The organism is Campylobacter sp. RM9328, assembly GCF_012978615.1.
In genome coordinates this window covers 1-17,457 of sequence record NZ_LIWF01000014.1, presented here as the reverse complement: position 1 = coordinate 17,457, position 17,457 = coordinate 1, and the positions used below count along the sequence as shown (strand labels likewise).

Below are 17,457 nucleotides of genomic sequence, written 5' to 3'. Positions count from 1 at the left end.
TCTACAAATAACTCATAAGCTCGTTTGCGATGTTCCTGCTATCAAATTCTTTTGCTTTTTGATAGGCTTTTGCCTCAAATTTTGCTCTAATTTCAGGTTCGTTTAGCACTTTTATCATTGCTTTTTGCATAGCGTCTTCGTCATCAACCGGCACTAAAATCCCATACTCATCGTCGCCGATAAGCTCTTTTGCACCGCTTTTGTGTTCTGTTGTGATTATCGTTTTTTCACATGCTAAAGCTTCTATAAGCACATTTGAAAAGCCTTCAAAACGCGATGCGCAAAGCAGGCACGATGCATTTTTGATATGTTTAAATGGGTTTTTATCTGTGCCAAGAAGCCTTACTCTTTTGCTTACATTAAGCTCTTTTATTAAATTTGCAAGCTCGTTTTTTAGCCCGCCTTTTCCCAGTATGCCAAGTGTTGCTCTTTCGTCGTTTATGCTTGCTATAGCGCGTATCAACATGGCTTGATTTTTACCGCTATCAAGACGTCCGATATTTATAAAAAAGGGCCTAAATTCACTTTCTAGCGGCTCGTTTTGAGCTTTTTTTATCTCATCTAAATTTAAAGCGTTGTAAAGAACTTTTGTCTTTGCCTTATCACAGCCGAAATTTTGTATCAGATCGTCGGCATTTCCTTTTGCGTTAGCTAGTATCAAATCCGCTTTTGGATATAAAATTTTCATAAATACTCGGTTGAAAAAGCCGCTTACGCCGTTTTTGTATATCACGGACGGACAGCTTCTTTCACTTATCACCATGCGTCCTTTAAGCCCTAAAATCCTAGCCAGCAAGGCGATATAACATGGGCGATTCATCAGGACAAAATAAGTATCGATGTTAAGTTGTAGGCAGAGTTTTTTAAATTTAAAAGCCAGCATCGGCAAGGCAAAAAATAGCCTAAAAAGCTTTTTTATCTTGTTTTCGTAGGGATTTGAATTTTCTATAAAATGCAGTTTGACTTCGCTTGGGATAGGGTAGGCTATGATATTGCTCATAAGCACTAGATGGACTTCAAAGTTTTCCTTTAAATAAGGAAGTAAATTTGACACCACGCGTTCTGCGCCTCCTGGACCCATTGAGTATAAAAACAGACATAATTTTTTCATTGTTTTACCGTTTCTTCTATCACTTTACGCCACTTTTTCATGATATTTGCTACACTAAATTCGTCGGCTTTATCCTTGGCGTTTTGTGCGATTTTTTTGCGTAAATTATCATCATTTAAAATTTCTTCAAGCATGAATGCTAAGTCGTCTTTGTTTTGATTTTCAAAGATAAGTCCGTCTATGCCGTTTCTTATAAGCTCTTTTGCGCCGACGGTATCGCTTGAGATGCGAGCACAGTTAAAATTTGCCGCTTCGATCAAGACATTTGAAAGGCCTTCGCTTCTTGATGATATGACAAAAATTTTAGCCTTTTCATAAAGCGGCGCAACATCGTTTACATGACCTAAAAATTCAACCTCTAAGCCATATTCTTTTGCCTTTTGTTCTAGCTTGCCTCTAAGACTTCCGTCTCCTGCTATAACTATGCGCCACCCGTTTAAAAGCTCTTTTGGTACATTTTTTAAGGCGTCTAAATACACATCGTATCCTTTTACTTTTTCAAGACGACCAACGCTTAAGATGATGTTTTCTTTTTTGCAGTAGATGGGACTTGCTAAAAAACAAGGATTGTGCAAGATAGTGCGGTTTTTTACGAAGTCGTAATACTCAAAGTCGCTTTTACTAAGCACACTAAGCATGTCAACGCGCTTATAGGCAAGGTCGCGTATAAGTCTAAATTTAGCCGACGTAAGATACTCGTTTGCGTGATGTTCTGTTGCGATATGTTTATATCCAAGTCCCAAATTTGCCGCTACACAAGCTACATTTGTCCAGTCGATAAAGCTTATAATGACATCGGGATTTATCTCTTTAAAGCATTTACGTAGTGCAAAAATTTTTTTTATCTTAGAAAGAAGTCTGCTTGAGCCATAAATTTTAGGATAGATAAATTTGATATTTGAGTTAAATTCGTAAAGTCCTAAATTTTCTTCCAAGACTGCTATATAAACTTCGTTATCTTTGGCAAGTTCGCTTGAGACTATGCTCAAAACGCGCTCTGCTCCACCGTTTCTAAGAGCTGCTATGACAAATAAAATTTTCATTTATGCGCCTTGTATTTTTACGCCGGCCATTTTTAAAAGGTAAAGCCAGCGTTCATAGATATTTTCAAGACTAAATTCATTAAGTCCAAGTCTTGCATTTGTGGCTAGTCTGCGTTGCTCTTGCTCGTCGTTCATGAGACTTTTTAGGCTCTCGCTCATAGCCTTAGAATTTGAAATTTCACATAAAATTCCGTTATAGCCGTTTGTTATGAGCTCGCATGCTCCGCTTGTTTTGGTTGCTATCCTTACACAGTCAAATGCCACAGCTTCGATTAGAGTGTTGCCAAGTCCTTCTACTTTAGAGGTTGAGAGTATAAATTTAGCTTTTGCATAAAGTTCGCCGATGTTTGTAACATTGCCTAAAAATTTGACATCTGCTCCGAGTTTATTTGACAAGTCCTCAAGCCTTTTTCTCTCATTGCCGTCTCCTGCGACTATAAATTTATAGCCACTCGAGTTTAAATTTTTTGCTACTTCGATAAACATTTCACAGTTTTTAAGACCTACCAAACGCCCTACAAATATGACTAAATTTTCTTTTTTGGTGTTTGATAAATTTGGTTTTATAAATAGCGGGTTGTGTATCACATTTACGATTTTGCAGTATTTGGCGTAGAGTTTTGCGTCAGCTTTTGTTAAGACACTTAAAGCACTTGCACGAGGATAGAGTATGCGTTTTAGTGTTTTTATCGTCTTAGAAGAAAGCTTGTCAAAGCTTGTATGTTCGCTGATTATTACAGGAGTTTTTAGTCCTAACGTGCTTGATAAAACCAGCAAATTCGTAGTATCTAAAAAGGAGATGACGACGTCAAATTTTCCCTCTTTTACTATGCGTCGTAGGCTAAAAATTTTACCCAGACGTTTTTTTATGTTACCAAGAATTCCAAGCTCGTCTACGCCTTGGTTTAAATTTATGAGCTTTACATTTTCGTGAAGTTCATAAAACGGCTCATCTTTGTCAAATTTTACCAAAACGCTTTCGTGCTCTAGGCTAAATTTAGATGCCAAAAGCGCGCAAACTCGTTCCGCGCCTCCTGCTCTTAAAGTTGAGATAACAAATAAAACTTTCATACGCCAAACCTTTTTTTAATCCATACTCTAAAATTTGAGAGTGATTTTATGGCTGAATTTGGCAAGAAACAGACTGCTAGAAAGGCTAAATTTTCTTTACAAATGCTTATCTTGAAGCTACGCGCGATACAGCTTAGCATAAGCTTATAATCCCCCGCGATCTTTGCGTAGTAAGCGGCATTTTTATATTGCAAACAAAGAAATTTGGGATTGTGCTTTATGGCTATATCGTGACAAATTTTGGCAGTTTTTAAGTAGGCATAAGCCACGCCTTTTGCGTGTTTGTCGGCATTTGTGGTAGCGCTATCGGCTCGGTTTATACGGTATATATAAAGAGGCTTTTTGTGATAAAAAACTCTGTTTTCAAAAAAGCGTATATAAAGCTCGTTTTCGCCGCCAAAACTCTTCTCGTCAAACCTAAATCCCTCTATAAATTCGCGTGAAAATAGCTTAAAATACTCCCCTGTAATGCGTCCGCAATGATAGTCGATCTTGCTCATCTCGCAGCTGTTTTGGTATGGATTTCGTCCCGCGATCTTATCTGTGATCTTGCCGTCTATCTCACACACTCCGTCTGCAAATACACATTTATAGCCCTCTTTGATGTAGCTGAAGCACTCACTTATCGCCTCTAAACAAAGCTCATCGTCATCGTCAAGTATGCATACAAACTCGCCGCTTGCGTTGTCAAAGCCGTTGTTTTTGTTGCCGTTTGGGCTTTTGGCGTGAGTTTTATTTTTAACGTATCTTACTCTTTTATCGCCAAATTTCTCGCAAATTTGTTTTGCTGTTTCATCATTTGCATCATCGCTAACAATGATCTCTAAATTTTTATAAGTTTGATTAAGTGCCGAGCTTAGCGCCTTTTTTAAAAGTTCGGGACGGTTAAACGTCGGGATGATAACGCTTATTTTTACTTCGTTCATCTTTTAAATATCCTCTCATGTCCCAAAATAAATCTCTCAAAACGTGACAAGATGATAAATTTTAAGCTATTTAGATAGGTTTTAAAACTTGGTTTGTATCCGCGTTTTTGTCGCTCTGTTTCTAGGTTAGAGTTGGTTAGGTCAAGTGGATGTGCAAAAATATCGGCATAATACATTTTTAATTTATTACTTTTTAGCAAATAACCCCATAAATCCGCCACGCAAACAGCCTTTTTGTGTGTTTCAAGCAAAGTCTTGGCTGCTTTGCGAGTTAGGATGTATGCCGTTGCTCGGTATATCACGCCGTATGAATTTGACGAGACTTCAAATAGCGTATCGTCTTTAGCGTCTGAAATTTCACCTCTTTTTATACACTTGCCAAATGCCGAAAATCTACCCTCAAGACCGTCCGTGCCGCCACATATAAGTATGCCGTTTGGTGGTAAAAGTTTTGCATACTCAAAAGCTTTTTGTATCTTGCTATCATCGCCTATAACATCGTCTTCAAAGATAAGTGCTAGTTTGGCATCTGTGGCTAAAAATGCCTCATATGCTTTTGCGTGAGAAAGTGCACAGCCGATCTCTGCGGGGCTTAGAAGTTTGCCGTAGGCTTTAAGTGAGGTATCGGCATAGGCAAAATACTCTTTCGCACTCATCTCGCGTCCATCAACGGCGCTAGTTAAAACAAACTCATCGTAGCTTTTAAACAAGCTTTTAAGCACTTCTCTTCTTGCGCTATCTTTTTGAAGAGAGATTAAAAAGATAGGAAATTTCATCATAAATTCCTTTTAAATTTTGCCAAAATTTTATTCATGAGGATACGTTGTTCGAATTTATTAAATATCAAGAATAAATTTATAATGTATCCAAATGCAAGAAGTGCTACAAGCGCAAATGCTAGGTCGATCCAGCTTTGAATACTTACAAGCCTAGAAATAGCATAATAAATCATACAAACAAAGACAAAAAGAGCTAAATTTCTAAGATAAACCCCATAAAATGTCGTAAGCTTAACATCTAAATTTAAAGCCGCGTTGATGAGGTCGAAAAATAGTATGCGAATGCAATAAAAACCGGCTCCAACGATAGCTATGCCGTAAATTCCATAGTCACTAAATTTCACAATACAAATTTGCGCTAGTATCGTGCTAACGCCTAAGATCGTATTTGCTATGGCGGGACGACGAAGTTTATTTGTCGCGCTATCGATACCAAAAAGTGAAAAAAGATAACTGATAAAGACTATAGGCACAAGTGTTATCATACTTAAGTTGTATATTAGGGTTATCTCGTCGGCACTTTTAAACGGCAACCAAAGCGAGTAAAAGTCACGTCCAAATACAACAAAAAATGCAGCCGGAGCGCTCATGATAAACGCGACCGTTCGCATTGAAAATTTAGCTTCATTTATCAGTGCTAAGATGTTGCCTTTTGAGTAAAATTCTACAAATTTGGGAGAAAAGATCGAGCTAAGCTGGGCAACGAAGCTTTCTAGGATTATCGGGGCGGCTTTGGCAGTTGCTAAAATACCCGTCATCCAGGCGTTTATAAAGATGTTACATATAAAAAGATCCATGCCGGTTAAAAGTATGCGGTTTAATGCATTAAAACTGTTCCATACTCCGGAGTTTAAAAGCTCTTTTATCTTGTTAAAATCAAAAATTTTAAGATCAAATTTAAGCTCGGGTGTTATGCGTTTTGACATATAAATCGTGCTTAAAAGCACAAAGATAGATGAGATAAGTGCAGAGATAGCAATGTAGGTTATCATCGCTGAAAACAGGTAAAACAGTAAAACTATCAAAGTCGCTAGTATCGCACTTGAAATGGCATTTCTAATAGAAAGTAGATAAAGCTTGTTTCGCACAAATGCACAAACTGTGATGACACCGTTAAAAAGTCCGACACAAAAATTTATAAAATAAAATACAAAAGTCAGGGTTACGTCTGTTTTAAGGTGGCTTGGGACATTTAAGATCACGTCTAAATTTAGTATAAAAATTCCACTTGCAACGACAACAAATAGCGCGAAGATGAAATTTACTGCCAAAACAGACGAGTAGTAAGAATTTGCTCTTTCTAAGTTGCCTTTGTGCCATTCGTAAGCGACAAATCTACCGCTAACAGAGTTTATTGCCACGGTAATTACGGCTGCATAGCTTACTATGGTGTTACTAAGCCCTACAAAGCCAAAAGCCTCGTTTCCAAGGCTTTTTAGGATGTATGGCGTTAGGAAGAAATTTATCCCCATGGAGACCATGAAGACGATTATTGAGCTAATTAAATTTATCGCCAAAATTTAGCCTAAAGTCTTTCGTTTGCGTTTTCGTAGATATTTTTTATATCAAAAACGAGAGTATCTTTAAATTTTAACTCTTTAAATTCGTTATGTGCGACTGCAAATACCACACAGTCGTATTTGTTTGTATCATAGTCTTTGATAAGCTCTAGGTTGTATTCGTGTTTTACTTCGTTTGCGTCCGCCCAAGGGTCACTCACATCTACGGTGCAACCAAAGTCTTTAAGCTCCTCTATGACATCTATAACGCGAGAGTTGCGGATGTCCGGGCAATTTTCTTTAAATGTGATACCAAGAACCAAGATACGTGCTTTGTTGATTAAGATCCCGTCTTTTATCATCATCTTAATCACGCGTTGCGCGACATACCTTCCCATGTTATCATTTATACGGCGACCCGCAAGGATGATTTCTGGATGATAGCCGACTTCTTGGGCTTTATGTGTTAAGTAGTATGGATCAACACCTATACAGTGTCCTCCAACAAGTCCTGGACGGAAATTTAAGAAATTCCATTTTGTTCCGGCAGCTTTTAAAACCTCGCTTGTATCGATATTAAGGCGTTCAAATATCATTGCAAGCTCGTTGATAAATGCGATATTTATATCACGTTGTGTATTTTCTATAACTTTTGCGGCTTCGGCGACTTTGATACTACTTGCTTTGTATGTTCCAGCGGTGATGATAGATGAGTAAATTTCATCGACTTTGTCTGCGATTTGAGGTGTTGAGCCACTTGTGATTTTTTTGATCTTAGTTACGGTATGCTCTTTGTCACCAGGATTTATTCGCTCTGGCGAGTATCCGCAAAAGAAGTCCTCGTTAAATTTTAGCCCCGAAATTTTCTCTAGTATCGGCACACAAATTTCTTCTGTTACACCTGGATAAACAGTGCTTTCATATACTACGATGTCGCCTTTTTTAAGGACTTGTGCCACGCTTTGACTTGCTTTTACGACAGGCGTTAGATCGGGACGGTTATTTTTGTCGATAGGTGTTGGCACTGTAACGATGTAGAAGTTGCAGTCTTTAATATCGTCTAAATTTAGACTAAATTCCATACCGTTTTGTATCGCTTCTTCCATTTGTTCGCGGCTAAGTTCTAGCGTGCGGTCGTGAGCTTTTCTAAGCTCGTCTATCCTTGCGGCATTTACGTCAAAGCCTTTGACTTTGTATCTTTTGCTAAATGCAGCTGCAAGTGGAAGTCCCACATAACCAAGACCGATAACGGCTATTTTCATAATTTTTCCTTTTTGGCTTTTTGCCGATTAAATTTATAATTTAAAATTTACATCAAAACGTTTTGCACGTATTTAAGTTTTAAAATTCTAACTATTTTTGAGATATTTTAATGCCACTTTGCCCATTGTAGCTATGTTTTAATAGCTTTTACTTAACTCTTAAAGAGACTGGCAATTGGCTTAGAGCGCAAATTTTAAAATATCTATTTCTTAAAATTTCAAAAACACTTTTGAAATTTATTAAATCTTTTTTTCCCATTCTAGCGCGGTTTTTATAATGAGTTCTAAATTTTCTCTCTTTGGTTTCCAGTTTGTCTTAGTTCTGATCTTTGTTGCGTTTGAGATAAGTATCGCAGGGTCGCCCTCTCTTCTAGGAGCTTTATTGACCAAGAAATTTATCCCGCTTACTTTTTTTGCAGTTTGTATAACTTCTTTTACACTAAAACCGTGTCCATAACCCACGTTAAATACTTCGCTACCGTTTTGCGCAAGATACTCAAGTGCCGATAAATGTGCATCCGCAAGGTCGCTAACATGTATATAATCCCTCACGCAAGTGCCGTCGTTACTAGGATAGTCATCGCCAAATATCGACATGCTTTCGCGTTTACCGAGTGCGGTTTGCACGGCTACTTTTATAAGATGGGTTGCGTTTGGATACCTTTGTCCGATAAGTCCCTCTTCGTCGGCTCCTGCTACGTTAAAGTAGCGCAAAATGGCGTATTTAAAGCATTTGTTCGTAGCGGCAAAGTCTTTTATGATTTGCTCGCTCATGAGTTTGCTCATACCATATGGATTTATCGGAGCGGTTTGGTTTTCTTCGGTTACTTCGCCAACTTCGGGCTCTCCATAAACAGCAGCAGTTGAACTAAATATAAATTTATTAACACCAAATCTATCGCAATAAGTTAAAATTTTAGCCACGTTTGCAGTGTTGTTTAGGTAGTATTTTAGCGGTTTTGCCACACTTTCGGCAACTTCTATAAATGCCGCGAAATGTATTATCGCATCAAATTTACCGCGTGAGAAAACTTCGCTTAAATCATCTTCTAAATTTGCGTTTACAAACTCAAATTCGCCTAATTTCTTAAGTGTTTTCAAGGCTTCGGCAGAGCCTTTAGAGAGGTTGTCAAGGACTGTGATTTTATGTCCGCCTTGGGTTAAAAGCGCCTTTAAAACATGAGAACCGATATAGCCGGCTCCACCGGTAATTAAAATATTCATCTTTACCCCTTTTTAGGGGGGTATTTTACCAAAAAATGATTAAAAGTAAGTTTTATCTCATTAAATTTTAAACGCTCGAAGGGCATTTAAAACGGCGATTATAGTTACGCCAACATCGGCAAATATCGCAAGAGGAATATTTGCAAGACCAAAAATCGCCAAAATCAAAACTCCAACTTTAAAACTGATGCTAAAAATGATATTAAATTTAGCTATGCCGATAGTTTTTTTAGAAATTTGTATCGCGGTTTTTAGCTTGGCTAAGTTGTTATGCATAAGCACAACATCGGCAGTTTCTATCGCAGCGTCAGTTCCAAGCATCGCCACTCCAACATCCGCTCTTGCTATAACAGGAGCGTCGTTTATGCCGTCTCCTACGTAGGCTATACTTGTGTTTTTGTCTTTTTTATCCAAAAAGTTCTCAAAAACACTAACTTTTTGATCAGGTAAAAGCTCGTAATTTACGCTTGAAATCCCAAGCTCATTCGCAACCGCAAGAGCCGGAGCCTTTTTATCGCCCGTTATCATTGCGGTTTTTATAGAGTTTTTATGAAGCCATTTTATGGTTTCGCAACTCTCTTTTCTAAGCTCGTCTTTTAGACTTATATAACCGGCATATGAATTATTTACCACCAAATGAACGGCTGTTTCGTCGGTATCATGCGGGTTAAAGTCTTTAATAAATTTAGCGCTTCCTACAAGAACATCTTTGCCGTCTATAACCGCACTAATGCCAAAACCGGCAGACTCTTTTACGTGTTTTATCAAATTTTCATCAAGAGGTTCCTTGTAAGCTTTGACGATAGAAACAGCGATGGGGTGTATGCTGTTTTTCTCGGCTAATGCGATAAATTTAAAAAGCTCATCTTTGCTAAATCCGTTTATTGGGCTAAATTTATAAGGGACAAACTCGCCCTTGCTAAGCGTGCCTGTTTTATCAAATGCAACGAGCTTGATTTTAGATAGCGTCTCTATAAAGCTACTTCCTTTTATCAAGATACCGTTTTTACTGGCTCCGCCTATGCCACCAAAGAAGCTTAAAGGCACTGAAACAACGAGTGCACAAGGGCAAGAGACGACTATAAATATAATGCCTCTTTTTAGCCATTCGCTAAAGTCTCCGTCAAATAAAACAGGCGGTATAAACGCTAAGACAAAGGCAAAACCAACCACGATAGGTGTGTAAATTCTTGCAAATTTTGTTATAAATTTCTCGCTTTTTGACTTTTTAAACGCCGCGTTTTCAACCATATCTAAAATTTTACTAACGACTGAATTTTCAAATTCGCTTGTTGTCTTTATCTCAACTGTCGCATTTAAATTTATAAAACCGCTTGTGATCTTGTCTCCTTTGCCAAGCTCAAGAGGCAGTGGTTCGCCGTTTATAGAGGCGGTGTTAAAAAGACTTATTCCGCTAGTTATAATGCCATCTATAGGCACTTTCTCTCCAGCTCTAACTACTATGGTTTCGCCGACTTTGACGCTTTGAACATCTACGGTTGTTATCTCGCCGTTTTGTTTTAAATTTGCCTGTTTTGGAGCCAAATCAACCAAACTTGACACCGAACGTCTTGATCTGTTAAGAGAGTAGTCCTCAAACGCCTCGCCGATACGATAAAAGAGCAAGATCGCTACCGCTTCGACCATCTCTCCTATGCTAAATGCGGCTAAAGATGCAATGGACATGAGGAAATTTTCATCCAAGCTAAAGCCGTTTTTTAGACTTTTAAACGCTTTAAAGATTATCTCGTATCCCGCGATGATTAAGGCTACGCCTAAAAGCGCTGTTTTTACACCTATCTCTTGTGTAAAGTAGCTAAAGATCACAAATAAAAAGCTAAGCGCTATGCAAATTTTATCCGTTTTTAAACTCATCTAAATTCCTTAAAATTTTATACTCATGCCCGGTTCTATTTTGTTCATTATGTTTTGAGTAGCTTTTAAAATTTCATCTTTCTTGCTTTCGTCAAAATCAAGCAATATCTTCATGCCGATGTAATTTATGCTAGCTTCGTTTACTCCGTCAAGTTTGGCGATGTTTGCTTCTATTTTCGCTGCGCAGTTTGGGCAACAAAGTCCTGAAATTTCATATTTTTGTATCATTTTTTTATCCTTATTCGTTTATATGGTTAAAGCCTTGCTTAAATACCTGTGCTACATGTTCGTCTGTTAGCGAGTAGTAAACTATCTTACCGTCGCGTCTGTTTTTTACGATCTTGCTTTGTTTTAAGACTCTTAGTTGGTGCGAGATGGAGGATTGCGACATGTTTAAAAGCACCGAAATATCGCATACGCACATCTCTGATATACTCAAAGCCCAGAGAATTTTGATACGCGTTGTATCTCCGAAATTTTTAAAAAAGTCGGCTAAATTTATAAGACTTGCGTCATCTGGCATATCTTTTTTAACGCTATCGATAATCTCTTTGTGTATACACTCTACCTCGCAAATTTCTAAATTTTTGTCATTTTCGTTTATCATTTTTTGCCTTTATTTGATATATGAGCATATATTCATATGAAAGTATATAGATAAAAAATTTAAATGTCAAGATATTTTGTGATATTAAGGTTTAAATTTCCGCAAAATGATTTTAAATTTATTTTACGGAAATTTCGAGTAGAAAGTTTTGTTAAATTTTTAGATGGGTAAAAATGTATTTATGCTTTTTGCGCGGTATTTTTCAAACAAAAATATCAGATCGTTTGAAGCCTCTATGAAGTCAAATCCCTCTTTGTCGGCTGCGTCAAATTTTTCACGAATATCCAATAAATAGTCTCTGTCGTCTCTGCAAGACTCATTTGTCGCACCACCTCTTGCGATGGCTAAAAACATCTCATCAAGTGTTGCGTTAAGCATTTTTAGTATCATTTGTTTATTTGTGTAAAGGTCCATATTTTATCCGTTATCTGTTTTCAAAATTTTTAAGCAAATTTTATTCCGTTTAGACGTATTGACTAATTTCTATTAAATTTCCGTCAGGATCTCTAAGGTAGATCGAGTTTATCGCTCCTTTTGCACCTGTTCGTTTTACGATATCGCTTATGACATCGACATTTTTGGCTTTGCATTCTTTAAGCACATCTTCAAGTAAAGTCGTAGTTAGTAAGCAGATATCGGCTGAGCCGACGGTTGCGTTTAGCGCATTTGGTTTTACTTCTTTGCCTAGTTGATGAAAATTTATCTTCATAGAGCCAAACTTTACAGCTTTTCTGCCATCTTCAAAGCTTATCTCTTTCATACCAAGTATTTGCGTGTAAAATTTGATAGAACAATTAACATCTTTAACCGTTAAAACAAAATGATCAAGAGCAGATATCTTCATCGTTAAAACCTTTGTATTTAAAATTTGCTAATCTAACATAAAATCTTAAAAACGTCTCTTAAAATTGTGCTACAATACGGCTTTAGACGCGAGTTCGCGTTATCTTAACACAAAGTTATCAAAATGCAAAGACGTAAATTTCTAAAATTAGGCGCGGCTACGGCCGCAAGTGTGCCTTTATCTTCGCTTAGCGCAAGGGTTTTAAGTGGTGATGCACAGGCTGTTTATGACGCAAATTCAGGACTAAGCGCAAATAAATTTGGCGCTTTTTGGGTAAAAAGCATAGGCAAAAGAGTTGTCGATACAGAGCCGTTTGAGGGTGATGCTATGCCTACGGTGCTAAATAACGCGTTAATCGATCATATACAAAACGAGACTAGAGTGAGATATCCGTATGTTCGTAAAAGTTTCTTAAAAGATCCAAATAATTCAAAACCGCATCTTCGCGGAAAAGAGGAATTTGTGCGCGTTAGCTGGGATAAAGCCATAGAACTAACAGCTAATGTTTTAAAAGAAAATTTTGACAAATACGGCTCTGAAGCGATATGGGGACAGCTTTATCAGTGGGGAAGTTTAGGCAGAGTAGGGCATGCTAGATTTACAGCCAGAAAGATGTTAAATATCCTTGGTGGATATGTGACCGAGTTGGGTGGCTACTCATACGGCGGCGCAACGGCTTTGCTGCCTCACATAACAGGAAGCGTTGATCCAACGCATAATCCTACAAGATGGGAAGCGATACTAAAAGAGGCTAAGACAATTGTATTTTGGGGAACAAACCCTGTTGTATCAAACAAAATAGCCATAGGTGTTCCTATGCATAACTCATACGCTTATTACGATAAAATGCGCCAAAAAAATGCGTCCGGTGAGATAAAAATTTATAGTGTAGATGTTTATAAAAACGAAAGCGCTAACTACTTTGACAGCGACTACATATGTGTTGTGCCTTGTACCGATACGGCGATGATGATAGGAATGTGCCACTATCTATATGAAAGCGGACTTTATAGTAAGGAATTTATCGAAAAATATACGGTAGGATTTGATAAATTTAGGGATTATTTCCTTGGTAAAGTTGACGGGATCGTTAAAAATTTAGCCTGGGCTAGTAAAATTTGCGGTGTAAAAGAGGCAAAGTTAAAAGAACTTTGCGATACCTTGGTTAAAGATAATGCCGTGATAGTTAGCGGATATGCGATACAGCGTCAAGCATATGGCGAGCAAGCGTATCAAGCCTTAATTACGCTTAGTGCCATGCTAGGCCACATCGGTAAGATTGGCGGTGGTTTTGTTATGAATGACCAAATGCATAAAAATGCTGATGAGAGTTACATCGCGCCTAGACTTCGCGCCTTTGATGCAAAAGTTGCCGACAGATACATCACTCCAAACGGCAAACTAGCAAAAAGCAAAGCTCACGAAATGCCAAATTCAAGGCTTATAGATGCTTTGATGCAGCCTGGTAAAGAAATTCCACGTAACGGCAAGATGTATAAGCTTCCTCATATCCGTGTTATGTTTAATGCCAACGGGTCTACCTTCACTCGTCATCCAGACACTAACCGCGCAGTAGCAGCGATAAAAAAAGTAAGTGCCATCATCACAACCGAGCCATTTTGGACTTCAAATGCAAAATTTAGCGATATAGTTTTGCCTGTTTGTTTAGAATGTGAAAGAACCGATATAGAGATGTCAAACTCCACAAATGAGTATATTTTCGCGATAAAACCTCTTGTAAAGCCTGCTGGAGAGAGCAAAAGCGACTTTGAGATAGCACGTCTTATATGTGAAAAATGGGGCAAGGAGCAAGAAGAGGCGTTTAGTGAGGGCAAGAGCGAGCTTGACTGGGTTAAAGAAATTTATGCAGATGTCGTAAGTAGGGCAAGTGCGATGGGTTATGATATGCCTAGTTTTGATGAGTTTTGGCAAAAGGGATATTTTAGATTTGACAAGCTTGACGAGAAGAAAAGATATTTTACAAATTACTCTGAATTTCGTGCAGATCCAGTCGCAAATGCGCTTAAAACGCCGTCTGGAAAGATAGAAATTTTTTCTCAAACGATATCCGACTTTGGTTATGATGACTGCCCCGGACACGCAACTTGGTTTGAGCCGTTTGAGTGGCTTGGTGCAAAAGATAAGAAATTTCCTATCGCAATTAGCGGTGCGCACTCTAAATTTAGACTTCACTCTCAGTTAAACAACTCTATGCTAAGACAATACAACGAGATAAGCGAGCGTGAGCCTATGCTAATAAGCCCTAAAACAGCAAAACAAAGAGGCATAGAAGATGGCGACGTTGTTCGTGTGTTTAACGACAGAGGTGAAATTTTATGCGGTGCGTTAGTGACTTCTGATGTGCAAGATGATGTGGTTATCGTAAGTGAGGGGGCGTGGTATGATCCTGTGGAATTTGGCGAAAAAAGTCTTTGCAAGCATGGAAATTTAAATGTCTTGACCAAAGATGTCGCCTCAAGTAAATTATCTCAAAGCAACACGGCTCATACAAGTATGGTTGAGGTTGAGAAATTTAGGGGTGATTTGCCTGAGGTTACGGCGTTTAGGAAGCCGAGGATTACTAAAATTTAAATTAATTTATAAAATTTACTATTTAAACTTAAATATTAAATTATAAATATCTTCTAATAAAAGGCGATATATTCGCCTTTTAACTATTACACCCTTATCGGCATGATATAAAAATTGTATTTTTAACATAAAGTTACAATTTACATAGTTTATTTAAAACTAAACTAAGAATATAAAGAAAAATAAAGAATTCTTTTTGTAAAATACGCCCCGATTTAAATTTCGTAAATACATAGTAAAAATTTTATGAAATTTGAGTAAATAAGAGACAGTGTGCATAGTGATATGTTTTCATATCCAGATGCTTACGACTAGGCGTTCATGCTTAAAAATCACAAGGAATTATCAATGAGTGAACAAAAATTTACCAGAAGAGATTTTCTTCAGTCTGCCTGTATTAGCGTTAGTGCTCTTGCCGTTAGCGGCAGTGGCGTTAGTGCATTTGGGGCAGAAGACACCAAGAAATCAGGAAATTCAAAAGGGCTTCCTTCTTGCGATATATTAATCATCGGCTCAGGCGGTGCAGGACTTAGAGCAGCCGTTGCAGCTAGAAAAAATAATCCAAATTTAACAGTTGTTGTCGCAACAAAAATGATGCCTTCCAGAAACGCAACATGTATGGCTGAGGGCGGTATAAACGGCGTTACTGATTTTTCAAACGGTGACTCATACAAGCTGCATGCTTACGATACTGTAAAGGGTGGAGCTTACTTGGTTGATCAAGATGCGGCTATTAAATTTTGTGAGTTAGCTGGTAAAGCTATCGCTGAGATGGATTTTGCGGGAACGCTTTTTTCAAGAACAGAAAAGGGTGGTGTTGCTCAACGTATGATGGGTGGCGCTTCAAAGAGAAGATGTAACTTTTCTGCCGATAAAACAGGTCATATCTTAATGCACTCTTGCCTAGATGATGCTATCGGTCACGGTGTTAAATTTTTAATGGATCATGAGCTTCTTGAGATAGGTGTTGATGGCGGTAAATGCGAAGGTGCCGTTCTTAGAGATATCCAAACCGGTGAAATTTATCCGATACTTTGTAAGTCGCTAGTTGTTGCAACTGGTGGATATACGAGAATTTTTTATAACAGAACATCTACTCCTTACATCGCTACCGGAGACGGTGTAGCTGCGGCTTTAAGAGCTGGACTTGGCTTTGAAGACCCTGAAATGATACAGTTTCACCCAACAGGCGTTCAAAACGGCGGAACACTTATCACCGAAGCGGCACGTGGCGAGGGTGGATACCTTATAAATAATAAAGGTGAGCGCTTTATGAAAAATTATCACGAGAAAATGGAACTAGCTCCTCGTGATGTTGTTGCTCGTGCTATTGAGATGGAAATTCGCGAAGGTCGCGGATACGGTGAAGGTCTTAGCTCATATGTGCTTTGTGACGTGCGCCATTTAGGTAAAGAAACTATTATTAAAAAACTACCTAAAATTCGCCATACTGCGTTCTTGTTCCAAGATATCGACCTTGTTGAGCAGCCTGTGCCTATTCGCCCGACAGCTCACTACTCTATGGGTGGTATCGAGGTTGTAAGCATTGATGATATGAGCACTAAAATTCCTGGAATTTACGTAGGTGGAGAAGCTTCTTGTATCTCGATCCACGGTGCAAACCGCTTGGGCGGCAACAGTCTAACCGATGCCGTAGTAACAGGTAAGCTAGCAGGCGAGGGTGCTACAAAATACGCTACAAACGCTACATTTGGCGAGGGTGCTAAAACAGTTGAACTTGCAAAAGCATGGCAAGCTAAATTTAAAGAGGTAGCAAACGGACAAGGCGGAGTGTCTGATATTTACACGCTTCGTGAAGAGCTTGGCAAACAAAACTGGGATAATATGGGAATTTTTAGAACTCAAGATAAACTTGATGCTTTATCAAGTGCACTTGAGGATATCCAGGCTCGTTATGAGAAAATTCGTGTTGCAGATAGCAATGCTGTGATGAATACCGCATTTACCGACTATGTAGAGCTTGGCAACTTGATACTTCTTTCACGCTGTGCTTGTTTAGCTGCACAAAAAAGACTTGAGAGTCGTGGCGCTCACACTAGAGAGGATTTCCCTAAGCGCGACGACGCAAATTTCTTAAAGCACAGTATCGTAAGCATGAAAGATAACAAACTTGAACTTAGCTATAAAAATGTTGTTGTTACTGAGTTCTCACTTGATGGAAGGAAACCACAATGAAAATAATCATCGAACGTTTTGACGGAAAGAAAAAATACGAATCAACTTATGAATTAACTTCAGCAGAGATAGAGGGCAAAACGCTTCTTAGTGTTTTACTACTTATAAAGCAAACAAAAGATGTATCGTTAAATTTCACGGCATCTTGCCGCTCTGCTATATGCGGTGCTTGTGCGGTGCGTGTAAACGGACACTCATATCTTGCGTGCGATACTAAGATGAAAGATCTTTTAAAAGAGTATGATAATCCAGACACCATAAGGATCTCTCCACTAAATAATTTCCGTGTTGTTTCGGATCTTGTGGTGGATTGGGAACCTAGCGTTGAAAACCTACGCAAAATTCGCCCTGCAATAGTTGCTAAAGATGAATTTTCAGAGGATAAAGGTTGCGTGCAAACTCAGGCTGAATTTGACCGCATAAGCGGA

At 38.4% G+C, this 17,457-nt stretch carries 16 protein-coding genes; 3 read left to right on the top strand and 13 right to left on the bottom strand.

The window, feature by feature from the left end; translation table 11 throughout:
* Window position 1 precedes the first annotated feature (1 nt).
* From pglJ to CCAL9328_RS08915, 13 genes are all read right to left on the bottom strand, one after another.
* A complete protein-coding gene (gene pglJ / locus CCAL9328_RS08975) occupies window positions 2-1,111 on the bottom strand; it encodes an N-acetylgalactosamine-N,N'-diacetylbacillosaminyl-diphospho-undecaprenol 4-alpha-N-acetylgalactosaminyltransferase (protein ID WP_170000475.1) in 1,110 nt (369 codons plus the stop codon).
* Window positions 1,108-2,154: a glycosyltransferase gene (locus CCAL9328_RS08970; protein ID WP_170000474.1), complete on the bottom strand. Its 1,047-nt coding sequence runs from the start codon at window positions 2,152-2,154 to the stop codon at window positions 1,108-1,110. The genes pglJ and CCAL9328_RS08970 overlap by 4 nt, the downstream gene beginning before the upstream one ends.
* Window positions 2,155-3,225 carry a glycosyltransferase gene (locus CCAL9328_RS08965; protein WP_169938428.1) on the bottom strand — a complete coding sequence of 357 codons (1,071 nt, stop codon included), beginning with the start codon at window positions 3,223-3,225 and terminating at the stop codon, window positions 2,155-2,157. It lies immediately after the preceding gene.
* Window positions 3,222-4,151 (bottom strand): glycosyltransferase family 2 protein, encoded by a 930-nt coding sequence (locus tag CCAL9328_RS08960; RefSeq protein ID WP_169938430.1) that lies wholly within the window; start codon window positions 4,149-4,151, stop codon window positions 3,222-3,224. Before CCAL9328_RS08960 ends, CCAL9328_RS08965 begins: the two co-directional genes overlap by 4 nt.
* Window positions 4,148-4,927, bottom strand: coding sequence for a glycosyltransferase family 25 protein (locus CCAL9328_RS08955; RefSeq protein WP_169972431.1), 780 nt, complete (start codon window positions 4,925-4,927; stop codon window positions 4,148-4,150). Before CCAL9328_RS08955 ends, CCAL9328_RS08960 begins: the two co-directional genes overlap by 4 nt.
* Window positions 4,927-6,447: an MATE family efflux transporter gene (locus CCAL9328_RS08950; RefSeq protein WP_170000473.1), complete on the bottom strand. Its 1,521-nt coding sequence runs from the start codon at window positions 6,445-6,447 to the stop codon at window positions 4,927-4,929. The genes CCAL9328_RS08955 and CCAL9328_RS08950 overlap by 1 nt, the downstream gene beginning before the upstream one ends.
* 8 nt (window positions 6,448-6,455) lie before the next feature.
* Window positions 6,456-7,691, bottom strand: a complete 1,236-nt coding sequence (tviB, locus tag CCAL9328_RS08945; RefSeq protein ID WP_169938436.1) for a Vi polysaccharide biosynthesis UDP-N-acetylglucosamine C-6 dehydrogenase TviB — start codon at window positions 7,689-7,691, stop codon at window positions 6,456-6,458.
* 240 nt (window positions 7,692-7,931) lie between these two features.
* Complete coding sequence (gene galE / locus CCAL9328_RS08940; RefSeq protein WP_170000472.1) at window positions 7,932-8,915, bottom strand: UDP-glucose 4-epimerase GalE; 984 nt, start codon at window positions 8,913-8,915, stop codon at window positions 7,932-7,934.
* Window positions 8,916-8,975: 60 nt separating this feature from the next.
* The gene (locus tag CCAL9328_RS08935) at window positions 8,976-10,790 is read right to left on the bottom strand and encodes a heavy metal translocating P-type ATPase (RefSeq protein ID WP_170000471.1); all 1,815 of its coding nucleotides are present in this window, start codon (window positions 10,788-10,790) and stop codon (window positions 8,976-8,978) included.
* Between the two features lie 9 nt (window positions 10,791-10,799).
* The gene (locus tag CCAL9328_RS08930; protein ID WP_169938442.1) at window positions 10,800-11,018 is read right to left on the bottom strand and encodes a cation transporter; all 219 of its coding nucleotides are present in this window, start codon (window positions 11,016-11,018) and stop codon (window positions 10,800-10,802) included.
* A 10-nt stretch (window positions 11,019-11,028) separates the two neighbouring features.
* Window positions 11,029-11,397: an ArsR/SmtB family transcription factor gene (locus tag CCAL9328_RS08925; protein ID WP_169938444.1), complete on the bottom strand. Its 369-nt coding sequence runs from the start codon at window positions 11,395-11,397 to the stop codon at window positions 11,029-11,031.
* A 159-nt stretch (window positions 11,398-11,556) separates the two neighbouring features.
* Window positions 11,557-11,811, bottom strand: coding sequence for a nicotinate phosphoribosyltransferase (locus tag CCAL9328_RS08920; RefSeq protein WP_169938446.1), 255 nt, complete (start codon window positions 11,809-11,811; stop codon window positions 11,557-11,559).
* Between the two features lie 49 nt (window positions 11,812-11,860).
* The gene (locus tag CCAL9328_RS08915; protein WP_169938448.1) at window positions 11,861-12,241 is read right to left on the bottom strand and encodes a VOC family protein; all 381 of its coding nucleotides are present in this window, start codon (window positions 12,239-12,241) and stop codon (window positions 11,861-11,863) included.
* A gap of 123 nt (window positions 12,242-12,364) precedes the next feature.
* Between CCAL9328_RS08915 and CCAL9328_RS08910 the strand changes: the two genes are divergently transcribed.
* From CCAL9328_RS08910 to CCAL9328_RS08900, 3 genes are all read left to right on the top strand, one after another.
* Window positions 12,365-14,833, top strand: a complete 2,469-nt coding sequence (locus CCAL9328_RS08910; protein WP_169938450.1) for a molybdopterin-dependent oxidoreductase — start codon at window positions 12,365-12,367, stop codon at window positions 14,831-14,833.
* A 348-nt stretch (window positions 14,834-15,181) separates the two neighbouring features.
* Window positions 15,182-17,029 carry an 8-methylmenaquinol:fumarate reductase flavoprotein subunit gene (gene sdhA / locus CCAL9328_RS08905; RefSeq protein WP_170000470.1) on the top strand — a complete coding sequence of 616 codons (1,848 nt, stop codon included), beginning with the start codon at window positions 15,182-15,184 and terminating at the stop codon, window positions 17,027-17,029.
* Window positions 17,026-17,457: 2Fe-2S iron-sulfur cluster-binding protein (locus tag CCAL9328_RS08900; RefSeq protein ID WP_169972574.1), on the top strand; the 432-nt coding region annotated here is incomplete at its 3' end. The genes sdhA and CCAL9328_RS08900, both read left to right, overlap by 4 nt.

Coding starts and splice junctions, on each gene's coding strand:
- pglJ (WP_170000475.1), bottom strand. CDS start 1,111: ATGAAAAAATTATGTCTGTTTTTATACTCAATGGGTCCAGGAGGCGCA.
- CCAL9328_RS08970 (WP_170000474.1), bottom strand. CDS start 2,154: ATGAAAATTTTATTTGTCATAGCAGCTCTTAGAAACGGTGGAGCAGAG.
- CCAL9328_RS08965 (WP_169938428.1), bottom strand. CDS start 3,225: ATGAAAGTTTTATTTGTTATCTCAACTTTAAGAGCAGGAGGCGCGGAA.
- CCAL9328_RS08960 (WP_169938430.1), bottom strand. CDS start 4,151: ATGAACGAAGTAAAAATAAGCGTTATCATCCCGACGTTTAACCGTCCC.
- CCAL9328_RS08955 (WP_169972431.1), bottom strand. CDS start 4,927: ATGAAATTTCCTATCTTTTTAATCTCTCTTCAAAAAGATAGCGCAAGA.
- tviB (WP_169938436.1), bottom strand. CDS start 7,691: ATGAAAATAGCCGTTATCGGTCTTGGTTATGTGGGACTTCCACTTGCA.
- galE (WP_170000472.1), bottom strand. CDS start 8,915: ATGAATATTTTAATTACCGGTGGAGCCGGCTATATCGGTTCTCATGTT.
- CCAL9328_RS08935 (WP_170000471.1), bottom strand. CDS start 10,790: ATGAGTTTAAAAACGGATAAAATTTGCATAGCGCTTAGCTTTTTATTT.
- CCAL9328_RS08930 (WP_169938442.1), bottom strand. CDS start 11,018: ATGATACAAAAATATGAAATTTCAGGACTTTGTTGCCCAAACTGCGCA.
- CCAL9328_RS08925 (WP_169938444.1), bottom strand. CDS start 11,397: ATGATAAACGAAAATGACAAAAATTTAGAAATTTGCGAGGTAGAGTGT.
- CCAL9328_RS08920 (WP_169938446.1), bottom strand. CDS start 11,811: ATGGACCTTTACACAAATAAACAAATGATACTAAAAATGCTTAACGCA.
- CCAL9328_RS08915 (WP_169938448.1), bottom strand. CDS start 12,241: ATGAAGATATCTGCTCTTGATCATTTTGTTTTAACGGTTAAAGATGTT.
- CCAL9328_RS08910 (WP_169938450.1), top strand. CDS start 12,365: ATGCAAAGACGTAAATTTCTAAAATTAGGCGCGGCTACGGCCGCAAGT.
- sdhA (WP_170000470.1), top strand. CDS start 15,182: ATGAGTGAACAAAAATTTACCAGAAGAGATTTTCTTCAGTCTGCCTGT.